General features: G+C 72.0%; 20 protein-coding genes. 8 read left to right on the forward strand and 12 right to left on the reverse strand.

Features of this window, described 5'->3' with window-relative positions; genetic code table 11:
- The first annotated feature begins 190 nt into the window (after window positions 1-190).
- Genes nhaA through BLW76_RS46465 form a run of 3 tightly spaced genes read left to right on the forward strand, consistent with a single transcriptional unit; the run spans window position 191 to window position 2,843 of the window.
- Entirely contained in the window at window positions 191-1,378 is a 1,188-nt protein-coding gene (gene nhaA, locus BLW76_RS46455; RefSeq protein ID WP_091318981.1) for a Na+/H+ antiporter NhaA, read from the forward strand.
- 42 nt (window positions 1,379-1,420) lie between these two features.
- Entirely contained in the window at window positions 1,421-1,912 is a 492-nt protein-coding gene (locus tag BLW76_RS46460; protein WP_091318983.1) for a phage holin family protein, read from the forward strand.
- Between the two features lie 4 nt (window positions 1,913-1,916).
- Window positions 1,917-2,843, forward strand: a complete 927-nt coding sequence (locus BLW76_RS46465; protein WP_091318984.1) for an alpha/beta fold hydrolase — start codon at window positions 1,917-1,919, stop codon at window positions 2,841-2,843.
- On the opposite strand, the gene BLW76_RS46470 is transcribed toward BLW76_RS46465, so the two are convergent.
- Window positions 2,830-3,918: an FAD-dependent monooxygenase gene (locus BLW76_RS46470; protein WP_091318986.1), complete on the reverse strand. Its 1,089-nt coding sequence runs from the start codon at window positions 3,916-3,918 to the stop codon at window positions 2,830-2,832. The two genes, BLW76_RS46465 and BLW76_RS46470, sit on opposite strands and share 14 nt — an antisense overlap.
- A 109-nt stretch (window positions 3,919-4,027) precedes the next feature.
- Here BLW76_RS46470 and BLW76_RS46475 point away from each other — a divergent pair, with 109 nt between their 5' ends.
- On the forward strand, window positions 4,028-4,909 hold the full coding sequence (locus BLW76_RS46475) for a TetR/AcrR family transcriptional regulator (RefSeq protein ID WP_091318987.1): 882 nt from the start codon (window positions 4,028-4,030) through the stop codon (window positions 4,907-4,909).
- Here BLW76_RS46475 and BLW76_RS46480 read toward each other — a convergent pair.
- The 4 genes from BLW76_RS46480 to nth are packed head-to-tail and all read right to left on the reverse strand — an operon-like array spanning window position 4,906 to window position 8,066.
- Window positions 4,906-6,090: a MarP family serine protease gene (locus tag BLW76_RS46480; protein WP_091318989.1), complete on the reverse strand. Its 1,185-nt coding sequence runs from the start codon at window positions 6,088-6,090 to the stop codon at window positions 4,906-4,908. The genes BLW76_RS46475 and BLW76_RS46480 overlap by 4 nt on opposite strands.
- 4 nt (window positions 6,091-6,094) lie before the next feature.
- A complete protein-coding gene (locus BLW76_RS46485) occupies window positions 6,095-6,790 on the reverse strand; it encodes an NUDIX hydrolase (RefSeq protein ID WP_091318991.1) in 696 nt (231 codons plus the stop codon).
- The gene (locus BLW76_RS46490; protein WP_091318993.1) at window positions 6,787-7,386 is read right to left on the reverse strand and encodes a TlpA family protein disulfide reductase; all 600 of its coding nucleotides are present in this window, start codon (window positions 7,384-7,386) and stop codon (window positions 6,787-6,789) included. Before BLW76_RS46490 ends, BLW76_RS46485 begins: the two co-directional genes overlap by 4 nt.
- Window positions 7,383-8,066, reverse strand: a complete 684-nt coding sequence (nth, locus tag BLW76_RS46495; RefSeq protein WP_091318995.1) for an endonuclease III — start codon at window positions 8,064-8,066, stop codon at window positions 7,383-7,385. The genes BLW76_RS46490 and nth overlap by 4 nt, the downstream gene beginning before the upstream one ends.
- 226 nt (window positions 8,067-8,292) lie before the next feature.
- Here nth and BLW76_RS46500 point away from each other — a divergent pair, with 226 nt between their 5' ends.
- From BLW76_RS46500 to BLW76_RS46515, 4 genes are all read left to right on the forward strand, one after another.
- Complete coding sequence (locus BLW76_RS46500; RefSeq protein WP_013230551.1) at window positions 8,293-8,544, forward strand: hypothetical protein; 252 nt, start codon at window positions 8,293-8,295, stop codon at window positions 8,542-8,544.
- Between the two features lie 148 nt (window positions 8,545-8,692).
- Complete coding sequence (locus tag BLW76_RS46505; protein WP_003081747.1) at window positions 8,693-9,367, forward strand: Crp/Fnr family transcriptional regulator; 675 nt, start codon at window positions 8,693-8,695, stop codon at window positions 9,365-9,367.
- Window positions 9,368-9,820: 453 nt separating this feature from the next.
- Complete coding sequence (locus tag BLW76_RS46510; protein WP_091318997.1) at window positions 9,821-11,077, forward strand: MFS transporter; 1,257 nt, start codon at window positions 9,821-9,823, stop codon at window positions 11,075-11,077.
- A gap of 40 nt (window positions 11,078-11,117) precedes the next feature.
- Window positions 11,118-12,179: a DNA polymerase III subunit beta gene (locus BLW76_RS46515; protein WP_091318999.1), complete on the forward strand. Its 1,062-nt coding sequence runs from the start codon at window positions 11,118-11,120 to the stop codon at window positions 12,177-12,179.
- 113 nt (window positions 12,180-12,292) lie between these two features.
- On the opposite strand, the gene BLW76_RS46520 is transcribed toward BLW76_RS46515, so the two are convergent.
- The 7 genes from BLW76_RS46520 to sp36 all read right to left on the reverse strand — a co-directional run bounded on the left by BLW76_RS46520 (window position 12,293) and on the right by sp36 (window position 16,664).
- Window positions 12,293-12,547 carry a glutaredoxin family protein gene (locus BLW76_RS46520; RefSeq protein ID WP_091319001.1) on the reverse strand — a complete coding sequence of 85 codons (255 nt, stop codon included), beginning with the start codon at window positions 12,545-12,547 and terminating at the stop codon, window positions 12,293-12,295.
- Complete coding sequence (locus tag BLW76_RS46525; RefSeq protein WP_091319003.1) at window positions 12,544-13,314, reverse strand: MBL fold metallo-hydrolase; 771 nt, start codon at window positions 13,312-13,314, stop codon at window positions 12,544-12,546. The genes BLW76_RS46520 and BLW76_RS46525 overlap by 4 nt, the downstream gene beginning before the upstream one ends.
- Entirely contained in the window at window positions 13,311-14,129 is an 819-nt protein-coding gene (locus tag BLW76_RS46530) for an NUDIX hydrolase (RefSeq protein ID WP_091319006.1), read from the reverse strand. Before BLW76_RS46530 ends, BLW76_RS46525 begins: the two co-directional genes overlap by 4 nt.
- A gap of 108 nt (window positions 14,130-14,237) precedes the next feature.
- Window positions 14,238-15,380 carry a hypothetical protein gene (locus BLW76_RS46535; RefSeq protein ID WP_091319008.1) on the reverse strand — a complete coding sequence of 381 codons (1,143 nt, stop codon included), beginning with the start codon at window positions 15,378-15,380 and terminating at the stop codon, window positions 14,238-14,240.
- A 36-nt stretch (window positions 15,381-15,416) separates the two neighbouring features.
- Complete coding sequence (locus tag BLW76_RS46540) at window positions 15,417-16,043, reverse strand: hypothetical protein (RefSeq protein ID WP_091320722.1); 627 nt, start codon at window positions 16,041-16,043, stop codon at window positions 15,417-15,419.
- Window positions 16,043-16,498, reverse strand: coding sequence for a RidA family protein (locus BLW76_RS46545; RefSeq protein ID WP_091319010.1), 456 nt, complete (start codon window positions 16,496-16,498; stop codon window positions 16,043-16,045). Before BLW76_RS46545 ends, BLW76_RS46540 begins: the two co-directional genes overlap by 1 nt.
- 4 nt (window positions 16,499-16,502) lie before the next feature.
- Complete coding sequence (gene sp36, locus BLW76_RS46550; RefSeq protein ID WP_003068074.1) at window positions 16,503-16,664, reverse strand: Sp36 family protein; 162 nt, start codon at window positions 16,662-16,664, stop codon at window positions 16,503-16,505.
- Between the last annotated feature and the right edge of the window lie 22 nt (window positions 16,665-16,686).

Raw genomic sequence — 16,686 nt, forward strand, 5'->3', positions numbered from 1 at the left:
AGCATCTGCTTCCTTCTGCCAGGAACTTTGTTGTCGATTGGCATGTTAGGAGCCCATCGCGTGACCCACCACCGACACCACCTGTGGCGGCGGTCATGACAATGCGTGACAAAGAGCTGTTAAAATGGCATCAAGGTGCGCCGGGAAGCCTGGTCGGCAACAGTGATCAGCGAACCCAGGAGCCGCCTCGATGACTCGCCCGTTGAGCGAATTCGCCCGTTACCTGCGCACCGAGACCACCGGTGGGCTCATCCTGCTCGCGGCCACGGCGGTCGCGCTGCTCTGGGCCAATTCGCCGCTGCGGGACAGCTACCACGCGCTGCGCGACTTCCGGCTCGGCCCGGAGTTCCTGCACCTGGACCTGACGGTCGGCGACTGGGCCAAGGACGGCCTGCTCGCCCTGTTCTTCTTCGTCGCCGGGCTGGAGCTCAAGCGCGAGCTCGTCATCGGCGAGCTGTCCCGGTTCAAGCAGGCGATCCTGCCCGTCGTCGCCGCGCTCGGCGGCATGGTCGTGCCCGCGCTCGTCGCGCTGGGCGTCGGCTGGGGGACGCCGGGCATCGAGCGTGCCTGGGCGATCCCGGTCGCCACCGACATCGCGTTCGCGCTCGGCGTGCTCGCTCTGACGGCGTCGAACCTGCCCTCGAGCGCGCGGGTCTTCCTGCTTTCGCTCGCCGTGGTCGACGACCTCGGCGCGATCATCGTCATCGCCGTGCTCTTCACGACGGGCTTCGACCTGGTCGCGGCGGCCGTGGCGGTGGCCGCGCTCGCGCTGTACGCCTTCCTGCAGCACCGCCGGGTCCGGACGCCGTGGCTGTACGTCCCACTGGCGCTGGTCACCTGGGTCGCGGTGCACTCGGCGGGCATCCACGCGACGATCGCCGGCGTCGCGCTGGGCCTGCTCACCCGCGTCCGCGCCGACGAAGGGGAGGCGGAAGCACCCGCGCTGCGGCTCGAGCACCGGCTCCAGCCGTGGTCGGCGGCGGTCGCCGTACCCGTGTTCGCGCTGTTCGCGGCCGGGATCTCGATCGACGGCGACGCGCTCGGCGCGGTCTTCACGACGGCGTTGCCGCTCGCGGTGCTCGCCGGGCTGCTCGGCGGCAAGGTCGTCGGCATCCTCGGGGCCAGCCTGCTCGCGGTGAAGCTGCGGCTGGCGGAGAAACCGCGCGGGATGGGCTGGCGGGACATGGCCGCGTTGTCGGTGCTCGGCGGGGTCGGGTTCACGGTGAGCCTGCTGATCGCGGAGCTGGCCCTGCCCGAGCAGGCGAGCGAGCTGGCGAAGGCGGCGGTGCTGATCGCGTCGGCCGCGGCGTCCCTGCTGGCGGCGGCCCTGCTACTCCGTCGTAGCAAGGTTCATGCGCGAATCGCCGACACACGGTGACTCCGCCGCGCCCGGTAATGGGACACATGGCACGATGACCCGGTGAGCAGCCCCAAACACGAGCGCACCGGTCCCGACGGCGTGGGGGCCGTGCCTTACCTCCCGCTGTCCTCCGCCTCCGACGTCCCCGGCGACCAGTCGATCGGCCGGCTGGTCGGCGACGCGACCCAGCACATCTCCACCCTGGTCAGGGCCGAGATGGAGCTGGCGAAGTCCGAGCTGGTCGGCGAGGTGAAGAAGGGCCTCAAGGGCGCCGTCTTCTTCCTGATCGCGCTGACGGTCTTCCTGTACAGCACGTTCTTCCTGTTCTTCTTCGCGGCCGAGGGGCTGGCCCAGTGGCTGCGCTACCGCTGGATCGCGTTCGGCATCGTGTTCGTCCTGATGCTGATCGTCGCGGGGGTGGCCGGGTTCCTCGGCTACCGCAAGGTGAAGAAGTTCAAGGCACCGGAGCGGACCATCGCCAGCGTCAAGGAGACGGCTGCCGCGCTGAAGCCGCAGCGCGCGCCCGAAGCCGGCGTGGCCACGCGCGACTAGTTCGTTGCACGCGTCCCCCGACCCGTCGATCGTCCGGCTCGACGGCCCGTGGGTCCACCGCGACGTCTCCGCGAACGGCATCCGGCTGCACGTCGCCGAGCTCGGCGACGGCCCGGTCGTGGTGCTGCTGCACGGGTTCGCCGAGTTCTGGTGGACCTGGCACCACCAGCTGCGGGCGCTGGCCGACGCCGGGTTCCGCGCGGTCGCCGTCGACCTGCGCGGCTACGGCGACTCCGACAAGCCGCCCCGCGGCTACGACGCGTGGACGCTCGCCGGCGACGTCGGCGGGCTGATCAAGTCGCTCGGGGCGCGCCGCGCCCACCTCGCCGGGCACGCCTGGGGCGGCATGCTCGCCTGGACGGTCGCGGCGCTGCACCCGCGGCTGGTGTCCTCGGTGACGGCGATCGGCGCGGCCCACCCGCTCGCGCTGCGGTCCGCGGTGGCCCGCCCGTGGCGCGGCCAGGGCCGCGCGGCCGGGCACCTCTTCCGCTTCCAGGTGCCGATGGCGCCGGAGAAGTGGCTGGTGAAGGCCGACGCCCAGGCCGTCGAGGACCTCTTCGGCGGCTGGGCCGGCCGCCGCTGGCGGTCCACTTCGGACTTCGGCGAGAGCGTCGCGGCGTTCCGGCAGGCGATGCTCGTGCCCGGCGTCGCGCACAGCGCGCTCGAGCACTACCGCTGGGCGTTCCGGGCCCAGTTCCGCGGCGAAGGCCGCCGGTTCACCGACGCCGTCGGCGCCCGGATCGCGGCGCCGACGCTGCAGCTGCACGGCGCCGACGACACCTGCATCCTCCCCGAGACGGCAACGTCGTCGACGCGCTGGGCGGGCCCGCACGCCGAGCCGCAGGTCTGGCCGGACGTCGGGCACTTCCCCCACCTCGAAGCCCCGGACCGCACGTCCGCGGCCATGGTGGACTTCCTCAAGCGAGACTGATGGCGTACTTCGCCCGCTCGAGCGACTCCTCCGACGCCGGGGCTCCGGGGTTTTCGGTGGCCAGCGCCTGGTTGAGCGTGACGAAGGGCCGCATGCGCGTCTCGTAGGCCGCGAAGGCTTCTTCGTGGCTCGCGCGCCCGAGTTCCTCGGCGAGGACGTACGCGCCGACCAGCGCCAAGCTCGTTCCCTGGCCGGACAACGGCGAAGCGCAGTAACCGGCGTCGCCGACCAGCGCGATCCGGCCCGTCGTCCAGCGGTCCATCCGGATCTGCGCCATGGCGTCGAAGTAGAACACCTCCGCCTCCGCCATTGCTTCCAGGAGCTTCGGCACCTCCCAGCCGACGCCGGCGAGCCGTTCGGCGATCAGCCGCTTCTGCTCCGGGACGGCCATTCGCGGCAACGGCTCCGAGCCGAAGCCGAGCGTCACGCGCAGTTCGCTGTTGCCACGCACCGGGTAGGCGACGCCGCCGGTGTCCTCGTGCCGGAACCAGACCTGCCAGTCCTCGAGGCCGAGGAAGTTCGCCGTGGGGAAGATCGCGAGGTACTGCCCCAGGTGGTGGATGAACCGCTCCTCCGGCCCGAACGCCAGCCGCCGGACGGCCGAGTGCAGCCCGTCCGCGCCGATGACCAGGTCGAAGGTCCGGAAGCCGCCGTGCTCGAACTCGACGCGCACCCCGTGCGGCAGTTCGGTGAGCGCGGTGATCGAGTCGCCGAAGACGTACTCGGCGTCGGTGGCCTCGTGCAGGATCGAGACGACGTCGTCGCGGAGCACCTCGATGTCGGCGCTGTCGAGCCGCCCGCTGCTCAGGGCGAACTCCTCGGACCGGAACAGCTCGTGGCCGTCACCGTCCACCATGGACATTCCCCGCATCCGGGTGCGCACCGCGCGCAGCCGCTCGCCGAGGCCCATCCGGTCGACGACGTCGAGCGCGACGCCGCGCACGTCGATCGCCTGCCCGCCGCTGCGGATGCCGGGCGCCCGGTCGACCACGGTGACGTCGAAGCCGGCCCGCGCCAGGTACCAGGCCAGGGTGCCGCCGGCGACACCGGCGCCGGAGATCAGGACGTTTCGCATGTTCCCTCCAGAGTCGTACGCTGATGTAGACAACACTGGAGTCGATGCAGTTCGAAGGCCAATTCTGTACTAGCACAGATGGCCTGCTGTACTAGGTCAGGGAGCCGCCGTGAAGTACTTGGCCATCGCCGAAGAGCTGCGGGGCCGGATCGCGCGCGGCGAGCTCCCGCCAGGCGCGCGGGTGCCCTCGACCCGGCGGCTCGCGGCCGACCACGGCGTCGCCATGGCGACCGCGGCGAAGGCGCTGGCCCTGCTCAGCCAGGAAGGGGTCGTGCAGGCCGAGCCGCGGTCGGGCACGGTCGTCGCCGGCCGCGACCGCCGCGGTGGCCACCAGGGGCTCACCCGCGACCGGCTCGTGCGGACCGCGATCGCGATCGCCGACGCCGAGGGCCTCGGCGCGCTGTCCATGCGCGGGGTCGCGGCGCGCCTCGGCGTCGCCGCGATGGCGCCGTACCGGTACGTGCGGAGCCGGGACGAGCTGGTGCTGCTCATGGCCGACGCCGCGTACGGCGAGCGCGGCTACCCCGCGAAGCCGTCCGGCGACTGGCGTGCCCGGCTGACGCTCGGCGGGCGGACCCTCTGGTCGCTGTTCAAGCGCCACCCGTGGCTGGCGCAGCTCGGGCCGATCACGCGGCCGCTGCCGCTGCGCAACCTCGCCGTGCACGGCGAATGGGCCCTGTCGGCGCTGTCCGAGCTGGGCGTCGACGCGACGACGCTGTGCAACCTCCACGTCCTGTTCTTCAGCCACGTCCAGGGCATGGCGGTCCACCTCGAGCGTGAGCAGAGCGCGCTGGCGTCGTCCGGGCTGACCGAGGAGGACTGGATCGACCAGCAGAGCGCCGGCGTGGCGGCGATGGCGGCCGGGCACCCGACGTTCACCAGGATGCTCGCCGACCTCGCCGAGGAAGGCTACGACCTGGTGCTGGACGACCTCTTCGAGCTGGGCATGCGGGCCCTGCTCGACGGACTGGCGCTGCGGTACGGGCGTTAGGCCGCGCAGGAGCCGGTCGACACGTTCGTCGTCTGCGAAGGTGCCGCGTCGACCTCGGCGCGGACCTGCTCGGCCGTGAGCGTGAAGCCGGTCTCCGGGTCCTCCACCGCCGCGCCGAAGACGACGCCGATGACCTTGCCGTCCGGCGTCACCATCGGGCCGCCGGAGTTGCCGCTGCGGATCTCGGCGCGGACCGTGAAGACGTCCCGCTGCACCGTGTTGGCCTCGTAGATGTCCGGGCCGCGCAGGTTGATCCGGCCGCGCACGCGGGCCGGCGTCGCGCGGTACGGGCCGTCGAGCGGGTAGCCGAGGACGACCGCGCTGTCACCCGCTCCCGCCGTCTCCGCCGCGAACTGCAGCGGCTCGGCCTTCAGGCGCGGCACCGCGAGCACCGCGATGTCGACCTCCGGGTCGAAGTAGACGACGCGGGCCGGGTAGTCGCCCTGGGTGGTCTCGATGCCGACGGTGTCGGTGCCGGCCACGACGTGCGCGTTCGTCATCACCCGCTGCGGCGCGATCACGAACCCGCTGCCTTCCAGCGACCGCGAGCACGAGCTGGCCGTGCCGCGGATCTTGACCACGCTGCCGTGCAGCTCCTGGACGATCGCGCTGCGCTGCAGCGCGGGGTCCGGCGGCGAGGTGTCCGCCGTCGGCGCCTTCTGGAACGGGTCCACGATGGACGGGAAGCCGGACGCGTCGAGCAGCTTGCGCAGCTGGCTCGGGAAGCCCTGCGCGGCCTGCGGCATGGTCTCGTTGACCTTGCCGAGCACCACCGAGCCGTTGATCGCCTTGGCCAGCCACGGCGCGCCGGACACGGCCGTCAGCGGCGTCGCGATCAGCCACGCCACCACGAACACCACCAGGGCCTGCACGACCGCGCCGAGCGTCTTGTCGACGCCGGACAGCTTGTCCGGGTTGATCTTCTGCCGCAGCCGCCGGCCCACGTAGACGCCGATGGCCTCGCCGAAGGCGACCAGGAAGACCACCGTCGCCACCGCGAAGGCGACCTTCCAGACGGGGTCGTCGAAGAACGCGACCACGACCGGCGCGAGCTTGATCCCGGCGACCGCGCCGAGCACGACGCCGACGAGCGAGGGCAGCGCGATGATCACGCCCTGGTAGGCGCCGGACACCGCCGCCAGCAGGGCCAGCAGCAGCACGACGATATCGACCCAGTTCACCGCGTCACTCCCCGCTCACTCGCGCCTGGAACGCGGCCAGCGCCTCGTCGAGGTCCCGGACGTCGCCCGAGTCCCATTCGCGCTCCCAGCCGCCCAGGCTCAGCAGGACCGACAGCAGCCCGGCGGTGAACCCCCACACGAACAGGCCGCCGACCTCGAAGGCCGGCCCCTTCCACGGCATGCCCTTCTTCCGCACCGTGAACCGGTTGGCCGGGTCGACCAGGTCGGCAATGGCGACGCGCGCGACGGACGCCGTCTCGGCCGGGTCGACCGCGTGCACCGGCGACGGCTCGGCCCAGTGCGCCAGCACCGGCGTCACGGCGAACCCGGACACCGGGACGAACAGCTCCGGCAGCACCGCGACCGGCCGGACGCCGGACGGGACCACGCCGGTCTCCTCCTCGGCCTCGCGCAGCGCGGTGCCGATCGGGCCGCCGTCACCCTCCTCGGCGCCGCCGCCGGGGAAGGAGACCTGGCCGGCGTGCGAACCCAGCGTGTCGGCGCGGCGCTGCAGCAGGATGTCCGGCTCGCCGTCGGCCTCCCGCTCGCCGAAGAGGATGAGCACCGCGGCAGGGCGCGTGTACGCGTCTTCGGGCGGGCTGAACCGCGTGAACGTCTTCGAATCGACTTCGGCGCTCACCTTGACCAGCGGCCGGAGCCACTCGGGAACCGACTCCGGTTCGACCAGTGGTCCGATCACGATGCCCCCTCGACTGCCGCGCGCACCTGGTCAGTGTTCACGAACGAGCGTGGATTGGCGATGAACCGCACCTCGCCCGCGGCGGTGACCAAGTAGGACGCCGGGAGCGACGAAGGCACCTTCAGCGCCGTCCGGACGGGCCCGCTCTGCCCGTTGCCGTCGTACACCGACGGCAGGTGCACGCCCAGCTTCGCCAGCAGGTCGAGGCCGTCCTTCGCCGGGCTCTGCACCTGGACGCCGAGGACGCGCACGGCACCCGGCTGCTTCGCGTACTCCTGGAGCACGGGCAGCTCGGTCCGGCACGGCTCGCACCACGACGCCCACACGTTGACCAGCGCCGGAGCGCCGCCGAGCGCGCGGCCGACGTCGACGCTCGCGCCGTCGCCGAGGCAGTCGGCCGTGACGCCTTCGAGCTGCTTCACCGGCTGCGCGGCGCCCGGCGCCGGGCACGGCTGGAGCGCCGCCGCGGACCGGGCGGGCGCGAGATCGCCCGACGGCTTCGCGGCGGTGTCGTCACCCCCGCGCGGCAGCAGCGCGACGATCAGCGCGACCGCCAGTACCGCGGCGGCCAGTGCGAACTTGGTGACTCTTGTCACCGGGGCGCCGCCAGCGCCAGGATGTGGTCCTTTTCGACGCCTTTGACCAGCTTCGCGGCTTCCTCGAACCCGGTCGGGCCGGTGCCGTACGACGGGCAGTCCTTGGCCAGCGGGCAGGCGCCGCAGGCCGGCTTCTTGGCGTGGCAGACGCGGCGGCCGTGGAAGATCACCCGGTGCGAGAGCATCGTCCACTCCTTGCGGGGGATCAGCTCGCCGACCAGGTGCTCGACCTTGACCGGGTCTTCCTCGGTCGTCCAGCCCCAGCGCCGGACCAGCCGCCCGAAGTGGGTGTCGACGGTGATCCCCGGCACGTCGAAGGCGTTGCCGAGGACGACGTTGGCCGTCTTGCGGCCGACGCCGGGCAGGGTGACCAGGTCTTCGAGCTTGGCCGGGACCTCGCCGCCGAAGCGCTCGACCAGCGCCGCACCGAGGCCCATCACGGAGTTCGCCTTCGCCCGGTAGAAGCCGGTGCTCCGGAGGTACTCCTCCAGCTCGGTGCGGTCGGCGCCGGCGTAGTCGGCCGCGGTCCGGTAGCGCTTGAACAGCGCAGGCGTGACGAGGTTCACGCGGACGTCGGTGGTCTGCGCGGACAGCACGACCGCGACCAGCAGTTCGAGCGGCGTGGTGAAGTCGAGCTCGCAGTGGGCGTCCGGATACACGTCGTCCAGGCAACGCTTCATCCGCCTGGCGCGTCTCACCAGAGCCAATCGGCTTTCACCAGCGCCCTCACGGGGGGCGTTCGTGGTGGCAGGAGGCACCCCGATAGCCTACGGGCGCCGTCGGACGAGCCGGTGACTGCACCGGTGGACGACCGACACGCCAGAGCACCACCTCGGCGCGTTTTCCGGCCGCCATGAGCGAGGATCTGGAGTAGATGCTTTTCAACGAGTGTTTCGGGGTCCGGTCATGACTGTCTGGTTCGTCATCCTGGTCCCCCTGGTGATCATGTTCTTCGCGCTCTTCATGGAGCGGGTGGAGAGCAGGCTCAAGCACGTCGCGGTGCAGGAGAACGAGGTCGAAGAGTTCCTCGAGCAGGCACAGCCCAACGAGGTCAGAGCGCTCTACGGGCACGGCATCGGCCGCGCGCTGGAGCTGTTCCGGCTGCGTAGGCTGGGCGGACGGGCAGCCAGGCTACGCGCGCGTCGCGTGCGGAGTTAGGCTCCACGTTCGAACGAGATCGTTTCCGCCTTGTGCGAGTCCGGCGGGCGATCTCGGGAGTACGCCCTAGACTGACGCGCAAGTGATCGGCGTCACGCTCCTCAAGCATCGGGGAGCGTGATCGTTTCTCGACGAGGAGGCACCCGAGGTGGACGAAACCCTGGCCCGTGCGGGCATTTTCCAGGGTGTGGAGCCGGCAGCGGCGGAGGCGCTGGCCCAGACCTTGGAATCCGTGGAGTTCCCCCGCGGCCATGTCATCTTCAACGAGGGTGAACCCGGCGACAAGCTGTACATCATCCAGTCCGGCAAGGTGAAGATCGGCCGCAAGTCGCCCGACGGCCGCGAGAACCTGCTGGGCATCTTCGGCCCGTCCGACATGTTCGGCGAGCTGTCCATCTTCGACCCCGGCCCCCGGACGTCGAGCGCGACCACGGTCACCGAGGTCCGCGCGGTCACCATGGACCGCCCGGCCCTGCGCCAGTGGATCTCGACCCGGCCGGAGATAGCGGAACAGCTGCTGCGCGTGGTCGCGCGCCGCCTGCGCCGGACCAACAACATGGTCGCCGAACTGATCTTCACCGACGTCCCGGGCCGCGTGGCGCGGGCGCTGCTGCAGCTCGCGCAGCGCTTCGGCAGCCAGGAGGCGGGCCTGCTGCGGGTCACGCACGACCTGACGCAGGAAGAGATCGCCCAGTACGTCGGCGCCTCGCGCGAGACCGTCAACAAGGCGCTCGCCGACTTCGCCCACCGCGGCTGGCTGCGGCTCGAGGGCAAGAGCGTGCTGATCCTCGACCCGGAGCGGCTGGCCCGCCGGGCTCGCTGAGTCTTTTGCGTCGAAGGCCCCCTCGGGTTCGCCGAGGGGGCCTTCTTCGTGTCCAGGAACATCTTCGTGTCCAGGAACAACAGTGTCCAGGAACAACAAAGAGCCGGGCGCCACCCCCGACGTGGCGCACCGGCTCTTCGTTGTCGCGCGGACCATCCCCCGACGATCCGCGCTCCCCGCCCTCCGGGCCAGGCCCCGACCCGAGTGCCGGAGGGAGCTGGGTTTCTGTGCTGTTGTTCAACCATCACGGCCCATACCCACGAATTCAAGGCCATTCACTCTCAAGGACGCCGCCTGGGCCGTTTCGTTGCAGGAGTCCACGGAGAATATCGTGAGCGTTACGCGATCGAGACCTCTCGCGCCGGCCCCAAGATCCACTGCCAGTCTGCCGGTGACGCACCTGACCGTCAAATAACTGGTACTGACGTACCAGTCTCCGGCATACTTGTACGCGTGTCCCAGTCTGTCTCGAACCACGAAAGCCGCACGTCCCTCGCCGACTACCGGACGGCGCTGACGACCCCGGCGGCCCGGCGCCCCGCCGTCGCCGCCGTGCTCGCCCGCCTGCCGATCGCCATGATCGGCATCTCGGCCCTGCTCTACGTCCAGCGCGAGACCGGTTCCTTCGCCGTCGCCGGCCTGGTCTCGGCCGGTTCACTCGTCGGGGTGTCGGTGGGCGCGGTGGTGCAGGGCAGGCTGATCGACCGGTTCGGGCCGACGCGGCCGCTGCTCACCGTCGCGCTGCTGTCCGTGCTCGCGATGACCGCCCTGGTCACGGCCATCGAATCGCACGCCGCAACCGCCGTGCTGGTCGCGCTCGGCGCGTGGACCGGGCTGTCCGAGCCGATGGTCGGGTCGGCCTCGCGGGCGCTGTGGGGACGGCTGCTCCCGCCGGGCGGGCCGCGCAACGCCGCGTTCTCGTACGAGGCGATCAGCATGGAGGTGTTCTTCATCCTCGGCCCCGGCGTCGCCGGGCTGCTGGTCATGGCGCCGTGGGCGGGCACCGGCCTGGTGCTGGGTGTCGCGCTGCAGTTCACCGGCGCGGTGCTGTTCGCCTTGAGCCCGGCCGTGCGCGCGTGGGGGCCGTCGTCGGAGTCCCACGGGTCGCTGCTGGGCGCGCTGGCGAGCCCGGGCATGCGGACGCTGGCCATCGCCGCGCTGGGCTTCGGCGTGGTGATCGGGTTCGTCGAGGTCGCCGTGCCGGCGGCGGCCACCGAGGCGGGCTCGCCTTCGGTGGGCGGGTTGCTGCTGTCGGCGTGGTCGCTGAGCTCGGTCGCGTTCGGCGTCGCCTACAGCCTGCGGCCGTGGCCGCGGCGGCTCGGCCTGCGGCTGCCGGTGCTGCTCGGCGGGTTCGGTGCGCTGGTCGCGCTGCTCGCGTGGCCGTCTTCGCTGTGGGGCCTGGCCCTGATGATGCTGCTGGCGGGCGCGCTGATCACCCCGCAGTCGACGGCCCACTCGACGACGATCGAGGTGGTCGCGCCGGCCGGGACGGCGGCGGAGGCGTTCGGCTGGGTGCTCACGGCGGTGACGCTCGGGCTCGCGGCCGGTCAGTCGATCAGCGGGTACGTCGTCGAGCACGCGGGTCCGGGCGCGGCCTTCCTGGCGGCGAGCGTGGCCGGCGTGGTGCTCGCGTTCGTCGTGTGGCTGCTGCGCGGCACGGTCCGTGCCGCGGCGGCTCCGGTCGAGTCTCGTCCGCTGGTCAACGCGTAGGCCGACGGTTTTTGTCGGTGCCTGCCGCTACCTTGCGGGCATGGACGTCACCGCGCCTGCCCACCGCCTCTCGGCGGCCGTCTCGGCCGCGTCGCGCCTGCTGCCGTCCCGCGCCGGACTGCGGCTGCAGGCGGACGCGGCCGGCCTGACGGTCGCCGGCGCCGCGTCGGACCTCGCCGTCCGGTTCGGCTGCCCGGCGACCACGCACACCGACGGCTCGGTCGTCGTCCCCGCGGCACCGCTGGTGGAGACGCTGAAGGTGCTCGACAGCGAGCTGGTCCGCCTGGTCGTCGAGGGCACGCGCCTGGCGTTGCGGCTGGACAACGCCCGGTTCGCGCTGCCACTGCTGCCCGCTGCTTCCGTGCTCGCGGACCCACCGGCCCAGGTGTCCTCAGTGGACGGAGCGGCGTTCGCGTCGGCGTTGCGGATCGTCGCGGGCACGGCGGCAAAGGGCGACCCGCTGCCGCTGTTCACCGGCGTCCGGCTCCAGGCATCCGGTTCCCGGCTGACGCTGACGGCATCCGACCGCTACCGGATGGCGGTGGCCCGCCTGCCGCTGTCGTCACCGGGGACGCTGGACGTCCTGGTCCCGGCGGCCCTGCTGGCGGAGGCGGCCCGCCAGGCCCGCGGCCGGGTGGGCCTGCACGCCGGCCCGGGACGCTTCGGCCTGAGCTGGGCAGACGGCCTGGTGGCCACAGCGGTGCTCGACGCGGGCTTCCTGTCGGAGGACTCGATCCCCTCGGCCGCGGTGGACACAAGGGTGACCCTGCAGGCGGACACCTTGGCGGCGGCGGTCCGTCGCGTAGGGGTGTACGCGGAGGACAGGAGGGTCTTGACCCTGGAGGTCGGCGACGCCCAGGTCAGGCTGGCGAGCGCCCGCCAGGACACGGGCGAGGCAGAGGAGCTCCTGAAGGCGGACGTCGACGGCGGCCGGACGTCACCGTCGTTCCAGGCGCGGTACCTGCTCGACGCGCTGGCGGCGTTCGCGGGTGAGCGGGTGGTGCTGTCGATCCAGCCGGGGATGCGGGCATGCATCCTGCGCGCGGCGGAGGGTGGGGAAGTGGAGCTGACGTACTACCTGATGCCGATGCTCAGCCGATGACGGTGAGTGCGGCGATCACCGCGCTCGAGAGCCCGCGCTGACCAGCCTCGAGCACGAGACCGGCCTGCGCGAGGTGTGGGCCGCCTTCCTCCACGGAGAGCGGCCCGCCGCACTCACTCCGCCGAAGCTGCCTTGACCGCCGCCTCGACCTCGGCGAACGACGGGTTCACCATCGCCTTGGACCCCACGATCACGGTCGGCACCGTCTCGTTGCCGTTCGCGACCTCGCGGACCCGGGCGGCCGCCGCCGGGTCCTCCCAGATGTTGATCTTCCGGATGTTGAAGCCGCTCTTCGACATCGGCCGGTCCAGGGCGGCGCAGAACCCGCAGCCCGGCCGCCAGTAGAACTCGACCTCGACGTTGCTCATCCGTTCTCCTCCGACCGCAAGTAGTCCAGCTGCGCCTGCACGCTCCACTCGGCGGGCGCCCACAGCGCCCGGTCGACGTCGGCATACACGACCTCGACGACCTGGCGCGGGGTGGCGTCCGCCCCGAGCGTCTTCAGAGCCGAACGCACCTGGTCGAGCCGCTGTTCCCGGTGGGCAAGGTACTCGCGCGCGGTCGCGGGCAGATCGAGGAGCTCCGGACCGTGCCCGGGCAACCCGACCGTCCCGGCCGGCAGCTCGATCAGCTTCCGCAGCGAACGCAGGTAGTCGCCGAGGTCGTGCAGCACCGTGGTGCCGCGCCCGAGGATCGTGTCGCCGGTCAGCACCTGGCCGTCGAGGACCAGCGAGATCGAGTCGTCCGTGTGGCCCGGCGTGTGGAGCACCCGGATCGCGAGCCCGCCCGCCGAGATCTCCGATCCGTCCACAAAGGACGGGGCGCCGACGCACAGTGCGGGGTCGAACGCCCGCACCGGCGCGCCGACGCGCTCGGCGAACCACGGCGCACCTTCCGCGTGGTCGGGGTGGTGGTGCGTGAGCAGGACCAGCTCGACCGGACCGACCGAAGCCAGCAGCTCGAGGTGCTCGAGGTCGCGGTAGCCCGGGTCGACCACGACGGCCGGGCTCGACGGCGTCGCCCGCAGCACCCAGCTGTTCGTGCCTTCGAGCGTCATCGACGACGGGTTGTTCTCCAGCAGCACCGACGCCGTCTCGGAGACCTGGCGCAGCACGCCGTAGGCGGGGGCGGTCATCGCGGCTCCAGGACGACTCGGACGTGATCGTTCTCGCGCACCAGCGTCGGCGCGATCCGGACGATCTCGCGCGGCGCGTTCAGCACGTCGTCGGCGGTGGCGAACGCCGCCAGCTCGCTCAGGGTCAGCCACGTCGGCGGCATCAGCATCCGGCGGCCTTCGCGCGCGTCGGCGATGGCGTCCTCGGGGCGCTGCCAGCCGGAGCTCGACGCCTCCGACGTCGCTCCGTCGGCTTCCTGGCCTTCGGGCAGCTTCGCGACGTAGAACCGGGTGTCGTAGCGGCGCGGCTCCTGCTCGGGCGTGATCCAGTGCGCCCACGGGCGCAGCAGGTCGGCCCGCAGCGTCAGGCCCGCGTCGGCGAGGAACCCGGCCAGCGACACCTCCCGCGTCTCCAGGGCCTGGCGGGCCGCCGCGTACGGCGTGACGTCGGTGAGCACCGCGTCCGCGCCGCCCGCGAGCAGCACACCGGACTCCTCGAACGTCTCGCGCACGGCCGCGCAGGTCAGCGCCCGCGCGAGGGCCTCGTCGCAGCCGAACCGCGACGCCCACCACGACGGCTCGGGACCGGCCCAGGCCACCGACGTGTCGGCGTCGCGCCGGTCGACCCCGCCGCCGGGGAACACGGTCATCCCGCCCGCGAACGGCATGCCCTTGACCCGGTGCTGCAGGAAGACCTCGACGCCGTCGGCGCCGTCACGGACCAGGATGACGGTGGCCGCGTCCTTCGGCGTCGCCGGCGGGCCGTCGGCGTTCGCGCGGGTGGCCACCCCCGCGCCGACCGGGATGTCGAAGACAAACTCCTTTGGCTGCTCCACCCGGGCAACATACCTCCGGCACCCGACGTTCCGTCGCGCACTTGTGGCACGCCGGACACAGCGAAGGGGGCACTTTCACGTGAAAGTGCCCCCTTCGCCGAAGAGGAACTACGGGGCGGTCCAGCCGCGCTGGTCGCCGCCGGAACGGGACGCGCCGTTGAGACGCATCTTCGCCGCCTCGGCCCGCTCACGCTCGGCCAGCTCGGCGTGCAGCTCGCGCAGCAGCGCCCGGTCGCGCTCGCTCAGGCTCGGGTCGTCCAGGTCCAGCGCCGGCAGCTCGACGACCTCGTGCATCGACGGCTTGCCCGCGGCGATCTCGCGGCCCTTCTCCGGGTCCTCGGCCAGCGCCTGCCGCAGCTGCGCCACCTCGGCCGGGGTCAGGTCGGCGGTGCGCTCCGCCCGCGTCTCCGACCGCGCCTTGCGGGGCGGCTCGGCGGCGGACTGCGGCTGAGACGGGGGCGACACGATCGGCACCACCGGGGCGACCGGCTCGGCCGGCGCCGTCGTGGTGCTGCTCGACCGCATGCTGTGCCTGCTGCCCGACTCCCCGACCGGCTCCGGCGTCACCGATGCCGGCGGCTTGGCGACCGGCTCGGACCGAAAGGACGACGAACTCGACGTCGTGCTCCCGGTCACCCAGGCCGGCGACGCGGCCGCCGAGGCGGCCTGGTGGTACTCGGAGTGCGCGACGCCCGGACCGCTGACCTCGACGACCGAGTGGATCCCGGCCCGGCGCAACGCCGTGTCGACGCGGAACGCGACGGCCGGCGGGTTGCCGTCCGGCCCCAGCTCGACGAGCACCACGCGCTGCGGCAGCGCGCCCGGCACGCTGCCGGCCGGGGTGTTGCGCCACACCGCGTGCACCGAGCGGACGTCCGGCAGCACCTGCAGGGTCCGGTCGAGCGCCTCGGCGATGCCGAACTCCGGGGCGTTCTCGCCGCTGAACCGGTGCGTGTTGACCTGCTCGGTCTCGTCGACGAGCAGGTCGTTCGCCAGCGTCGCGTCCGACCGGCTCATCTCGAGGACCAGCGCCAGCTCGCGCTGCTCGGCGGAGCTGACCGGGATCCGGCCCGCGATGAGCGTGCCGGTGGTCAGCTCGACCGCCTCGTCGATGTGGGCACGGGCGATCAGCTCGCGCGCTTCGGTCAACGCGCTGTCGTCGATCCGGCCCGCCAGGGCCAGCAACAGGTTGTGCAGGCGCAGGGGCACCGAGAACCCGTCCATGGGCGGGCCGTCGTGGACCTCCACCATTGCCTTGCTCCCTCCCAGCTCGCTGGCGGGCGAGCGTTATGCGGCTACTAGCCGGGTCCCCTCCACCGCGCCCACGCAGACCAGCTCTGAGTCGGCCAGCGCGGCCCGGTGGTACCCCGGCAGGTCGAAGCGCGGCGGGATGACCTCGACGCTGGGCTCTTCGTCGCCCAGTACCCGCAGCACCCGCTGCAGTTCGCCGGTCAACCTCGGCAGACCGTTCAGCGCGGTGATCAGCAGGACACGCTTGGCCGTACCCTGTCCGACCACACCGACGTGTCGCCAGCTCTGCCGCACTTCCCCCACGTCCGGGCGTCCTCGCAACGTTGCGTGGATCAACACGGACACGGAGTCGACCGAGTTAACCCATTCGGGCGCACTCGACGTGAATGTGTACCGGTTCTCGGCAACGTCGTCTACCCCCAGCGTCGAACTGACCTGGTGCCAGTCGGCGCCGTGCGGGATGAGACCGGCCACGAGCAGCCGGTACTCCGTTTGGTCGAGGTCGATCCTGTGCTTAAGCAAAGACCTCGGCAGGGTCCGGGCGAGCGTGCCCATGGCGCCCTCGCCGAGCCAGTCGCGGAACCGCCACAGCAGCTGGTCGGGCAGCCGCCCGGCCAGCCGGAGCAGCAGCTCGTGGGTGGACTGCTCGATGTCCGGGTCCATCACTGCACCTCCACGATCAGTTCGACCTCCACCGGCGAGCCGATGGGCAGCTCCGCGACACCGACGGCCGAGCGGGCGTGGATGCCCGCGTCGCCGAAGACCTCGCCGAGCAGTTCGGACGCGCCGTTGACGACCGCCGGCTGGCCGGTGAAGCCCTCCGCGGAAGCCACGAAGCCGACAACCTTGACGATCCGCGTGACGTTGTCAATGCCGACCAGCGCGTGCACGGCCGCGAGCGCGTTGAGCGCCGACGTGCGGGCGTGGCCCTTCGCCTCTTCCGGGCTGATCTCCGCGCCGACCTTGCCGGTCGCGGCGAGCACGCCGTCGACGAAGGGCAGCTGGCCGGAGGTGTAGACGTGCTTGCCGCTCTGGACGGCGGGCACGTACGCGGCCAGCGGGGCCGCGACGCCGGGCAGCTCGATGCCGAGCTCCTTCAGCCGTTCGCTCCAGCTCACGGGCTCAGCCCTTCGGACGCTTCAGGTACGCGACGTGCTGCTCGCCGCTCGGGTTCGGCAGCACGGTGACCAGCTCCCAGCCGTCCTCGCCCCACTGGTCGAGGATCTGCTTCGTCGCGTGGATCAGCAGAGGGACGGTCGCGTACTCCCACTTGGTGGCGCTCATGAACCGGGAGCGTAGCCAAGCG

It is taken from the genome of Amycolatopsis tolypomycina, assembly GCF_900105945.1.
GTDB classification, from domain to species: domain Bacteria; phylum Actinomycetota; class Actinomycetes; order Mycobacteriales; family Pseudonocardiaceae; genus Amycolatopsis; species Amycolatopsis tolypomycina.